This is a genomic window from Stenotrophomonas sp. S49, from assembly GCF_016624905.1.
Lineage (GTDB): Bacteria > Pseudomonadota > Gammaproteobacteria > Xanthomonadales > Xanthomonadaceae > Stenotrophomonas.
Genome location: NZ_JACVUD010000153.1, coordinates 1 through 5,130 on the forward strand (window position 1 = coordinate 1; position 5,130 = coordinate 5,130).

The following is a 5,130-nucleotide window of genomic DNA, read 5'->3' on the forward strand; positions in this document are numbered from 1 at the left end:
CCCCCCCCCCCCCCCCCCCCCCCCCCCCCCCCCCCCCGCCATCCCACGGATAGCCTGCTCTTGACGTTGACGTTGACGTTGACGTTGACGTTGCCGTTGACGGTAGCGGGTGCAGGACGCAGCCCTGCCTGCCCCCTCCCCTTCCCTGAACAGGGGTTTTTGCGTGAGGTCTCAGGCTTCGGTTAGACTATGGAGGTCTGCAGCGGCCGTCCGTTTCCCTTCGGGATCGCCGGCGACCGGGGTCCGCCCCTTCGCCCGCCCCCACTCCGACACCGTTCGTCACGCATTCCAGCCTGTGCTCCGCGCCGGCTGCACCCAACTTCTCGCAGCGCGGTTCACGGGAACGCTCCGAGTCAGCCGATCAGTTTGATCTGCCCCCGCCTGTCCGATCGGTCAGGCGTTTCTTGTACTTGGAGCAAACTCAATGTCTTTTGAATCGCTGGGCCTGGCGCCCTTCCTGCTGCGTGCGCTTGCCGAGCAGGGCTACGAAAACCCGACCCCGATCCAGCAGCAGGCTATCCCGCTGGCGCTGGCCGGTCGCGACCTGCTGGCCGGCGCACAGACCGGTACCGGCAAGACCGCCGCCTTCGGCCTGCCGCTGCTGCAGCACCTGGGCACCGCATCGCAGGAAGTGCGCAGCGGCCCGCGCAAGCCGCGCGCGCTGATCCTGGCCCCCACCCGCGAACTGGCCACCCAGGTGCACGACAGCCTGCGCGGCTACAGCAAGTACCTGCGCATTCCCAGCGCCTGCATCTACGGTGGCGTGGGCATGGGCAACCAGCTGGACATCCTGCGCCGTGGCGTGGATCTGCTGGTGGCCTGCCCGGGCCGCCTGATCGACCACCTGGAGCGCCGCAGCATCGACCTGTCCGGCATTGAACTGCTGGTGCTGGACGAAGCCGACCGCATGCTGGACATGGGCTTCCTGCCGTCCATCAAGCGCATCCTGGCCAAGCTGCCGAAGCAGAACCGCCAGACCCTGCTGTTCTCGGCCACCTTCGAGGACAACATCCGCCAGCTGGCGCTGGAGTTCATGCGCAACCCGGAACAGATCCAGGTGACGCCGAAGAACACCGTGGCCGAAACCATCACCCACCGCGTGCATCCGGTCGACGGCGGCCGCAAGCGCGACCTGCTGCTGCACCTGCTGGCGCAGGACAGTCGCGAGCAGACCCTGGTGTTCGCCCGTACCAAGCACGGCAGCGACAAGCTGGCTGCGTTCCTGGAAAAGTCCGGCATCAAGACCGCGGCGATCCACGGCAACAAGAGCCAGGGCCAGCGCCTGCGTGCACTGGGCGATTTCAAGGCCGGCCGGGTGACCGTGCTGGTGGCTACCGATATCGCCGCGCGCGGCATCGACATCAACGAACTGCCGAAGGTGATCAACTTCGATCTGCCGATGGTGGCCGAAGATTACGTGCACCGCATTGGCCGCACCGGCCGCAACGGCGCCACCGGCCAGGCGATTTCGCTGGTCGCACAGGATGAAGTGAAGCTGCTGCGCGCGATCACGCGTCTGCTGGGCCGCGACATGGATATCCGCGATGTGCCGGGCTTCGAGCTGCAGGTGCCGATCCGCTGGGGCAACAGTGCGCCGGGCAAGGCCGAGCACGAAACCGGCGAACGCGCCCCGCGCAAGAGCCACGCCCGTCGCCCGCACGGCGATGCGCCGCGCCACGCGCATGCCGGCCCGAAGAAGCCGGGCGGCGGCCGTCGCGAAGGCGGTGGTAATGGCCAGCAGCGTGCAGGTGCGGGCGCCGGCCAGGGCCAGCGTCGTGGCGGTGGCGGCAATGGCGGCGGCCGCGGTCGTGGCCAGGGCGGCAACGGCGGTGGTCGCGCCGGCTGATCCTGGCTGACGGTTGATGCGCTTCCCGCTGCGCGGGGGCTATCGAGGGACGGCGCTGAGGCGCCGTCCTTTTTTTTGGCTGGCTACCGGGGGGTAGAGCACGCGGCAGGCTCTACCTGAGCGCTAGGACGCGGGGCGGCGCAAAACACGCCCTTAACCCATCCATGGGGGCTCGTAGGCGCCTTGCTCGTGTGCGCAATCGTGCGCACACGGCAAGACCGGAGTTGGGCGTCCTGCCCAACCCGCCCGAGGCATGCCTCGGGCCCATGGCGCCTGCGGTTTTGCGCCGCCCCCGCGTCCCAGCGCTGCAGACATTTCCAGCGCCTTCTTGTCCCGCCGGGTAGCCGGGAGAAGAAAGATCAAGTTCAAATTCAAGTTCAAAAACAAAAGCCGAAGCAGGAGCTTCGGCTTTTGCTTCTGCTTTTGCCCTTGCTCCCGCCTTGGGGCTTGATGCGTCCGCGCCCGCAGGAAACTGTCAGGGGAGGACGGAGGGGTTGCGCAGGACCGCAGGCGCCATGGATGGCGCCTACGAGCCTACAGGGACGTACTTGCGGCGTGTCCTGCGCAGCCCCTCCGTCCTCCCAACGCCGGCATTACAAAGGCGCCAAACGTCTCAACCCCGCGCTTTACTGGGATTCACCAGATTCCCGAAGAAGATCGCGTTGATCAGCAGGCGATCCGTGCCGTGCCAGTACTTGCGGTGCGCCGGATCATCGGCAAACAACACCACGCTGCCCTGCCCCTGCGCCGATACCAGCAGCCAGGCACTGCCCGCCACGCGGCTGCGGTTGCGCTCGGACAGATAGCCGTTCACCCGCGGCGGGCTGTCGATGCGCACCACCGTAGAGAACGGATTGGCACTGGGCTGCAGCACCACGGCATTTTCCTTGTTCACCGCCAGCGGCCGGCGCGGTACGCCGAAGGCCAGCGGGTGCGAGGTATCGGCGTCGGCGCTGAGGATGTTGCCGCTGACCCGCTCGATCGCGGCGATGTCGCGCTGGTCGCCGAACGCGCGACGGCTCTCGTCGGCGGCATCCTCATCCTTGCCCAGCGTTTCGCCTTCGGCCAGTTTCTGTTCGATCGCCCACTTCGAGGCGCTGCCGTAGGTCACCAGCGAACCGCCCGCCTGCACCCAGCGCTTCAGCGCGGCCACCGCTGTGGCATCCACGCCGGCGTAGTTGCCGCTAGAGAGGACCAGGGTGGTGTAGCGATCCAGCGGCGCCTTGCCCAGCTGCTGCGGGTCCAGCTTGCTGGCCGGCAGATGCAGTTGCTGGTCCAGCAGGAACCACGCCGAGCCGATCTCGGTGGCGGTCACGCCCTCGCCCATCACCAGCGCGACCGCCGGCTTGCGCAGTGCCTTGACGCTGTCGCTGCCCAGATCGATGCCATCGCGACTGCGGCCGCTGGCCAGTGCGTGGGCCTGCACGCCGGCGCTGCGCGTGGCCGCATTCACGGCATCCAGCAGTGCCGCGCCCTGCAACGACTGCCCCGCTACGGGAATCACGATGCTGCCTGCGGCGAAGGCCACATCACCCTGCGCCGTTCCCGCGGTGAACGGCTTGAACGCGGCACGCGCCAGCACGCCCTTGCCCTGCAGTTCGGCCAGGGCACGGCCGGCGTTGTAATCGCGCCAGTCAATGACATACGCGAAAGTTGCCTGGCCACCGACCACGCCACCGCCTGCGGCCGGCAGTTCGGTCACCGCGGCGCCCCCGTCGATGCGGCTGCGGCTGCCGGCGAAGGCCACGCCATAGGCCGGCGCGATCGCATAGCTGGTGCTGCCGTAGAACACATCGCCCTTGATCGGCGGGGTTTCGGCGAAGATCGAATGCACCAGGCGGAACTGCGCCTGCTGCACCGGCACCACGTAGGCGCTGCCTGCGCTGAAGCTCTGGCCATCGACGGTGACATCGCGCGTCAGCGCATGCACATCGATCCGGTGCAGCAGCAACAGCTCAAGCAGACGACGGGTCAACGCCGGATCATGTGCATCGCCGAACACGAAGCTCTTTACCGGCTGCTGGCCGGCCTGCTTCAGTGCGCTCTGGAAGAAGCTCTTCTGCAGATCGAACAGGCCACTGCGCTCGGTGACTGCGCCGCGCACGGTGCCCAAGCCGGTGGCCACCTGGTTGCGGATGGTGAACGGGAAGGTCAGCAGACCGTTCACCGATTCCTGCACGCGCCCACGCGAGCTGGCCTGTTCCACCGTCACCCCCACCGCACCGTGGAAGTCGGGATAGGTGGAGCCGTAGACCGGGGAGAAGTTGTCGTAGTTTTCGCCGGTGTAGTACAGCGATCCCAACGCATCCAGTGACTGCGCGTGGTACTTGGCGAGCGTCTTGTTGAATTCATACGAGGCCGCCGGAATCAACGGGCTGTGCATGCTCTTCGGCGACGGCTCGAAATAGTAGGTGTTGTCCTTGCCCATCTCGTGGAAGTCGATCTGCACGTTCGGGTACCACCGGTGGAACACCTCCACCTTGGGCCTTGAATCGCGCTGGGTCAGGGCCAGCCAGTCACGGTTGAGATCGGTGAAGTAGTGGTTGGTGCGGCCCTGCGGGAAGGGTTCGACGTGTTCCTTGTCGGCCGGGTCGGCCGAGGCCGGGTCCGAGGCCCAGGCGTTGTGCCAGTTGGCGGCGCGATCGCGGCCATCGGGGTTCTGCGCCGGGTCGAACAGCACCACCGCCTGCTGCAGCCACTGCTGGGTTTCGGCGCTGCGGTTGGCCACCAGGTAGTAGGCGGTCAGCATGGCCGCTTCACCGCTGGAAGTTTCGTTGCCGTGCACGCTGTAGCCCAGCCACACCACCACCGGGCTGTCACCGGCGGCGCTGCGCGGCTGCGCCGGATCGACCAGGGTCGCGTGCTGCTGGCGGATCTGCTCCAGCCGGCCCTGGTTGCTGGCAGCGGTGACGGTGGCGATCAGCAGCGGGCGGCCTTCGTAGCTGCGGCCGATCTCGCGCACGCTTATCTTGTCCGAATGGCGTGCCAGTTCCTGGAAGTACGCCACCAGCTGGTCATGCCGGGTGAAGCGACTGCCGATCGGATAGCCCAGGAACTGCTCCGGCGTGGGAATGCTGGCGTCGAAGGCCGAGGCTTCGCTGGCCTGCGGGAAGAAGTAGGCGCTCTGCGCATGGGCCACGCTGGGCGCGGCGAAAACGGTGGCGGCGGCGATCAGCAGCGGCAGTACGGTACGGCGATGCAAGGACACGGTGTTTTCCCGGAATGCAGGGCAGCGGGGCCCCCCCCGGGGGGGGGGGGGGGGGGGGGGGGGGGGGGAGCGGAAT

At 67.5% G+C, this 5,130-nt stretch carries 2 protein-coding genes; one reads left to right on the forward strand and one right to left on the reverse strand.

The window, feature by feature from the left end; genetic code table 11:
- The first annotated feature begins 424 nt into the window (after positions 1 to 424).
- Positions 425 to 1,846: a DEAD/DEAH box helicase gene (locus IAE58_RS19615; protein ID WP_199934762.1), complete on the forward strand. Its 1,422-nt coding sequence runs from the start codon at positions 425 to 427 to the stop codon at positions 1,844 to 1,846.
- Between the two features lie 613 nt (positions 1,847 to 2,459).
- Here the strand turns inward: IAE58_RS19615 and IAE58_RS19620 are convergent.
- Positions 2,460 to 5,054, reverse strand: coding sequence for a M14 family zinc carboxypeptidase (locus IAE58_RS19620; protein WP_200734990.1), 2,595 nt, complete (start codon positions 5,052 to 5,054; stop codon positions 2,460 to 2,462).
- Positions 5,055 to 5,130 lie beyond the last annotated feature (76 nt).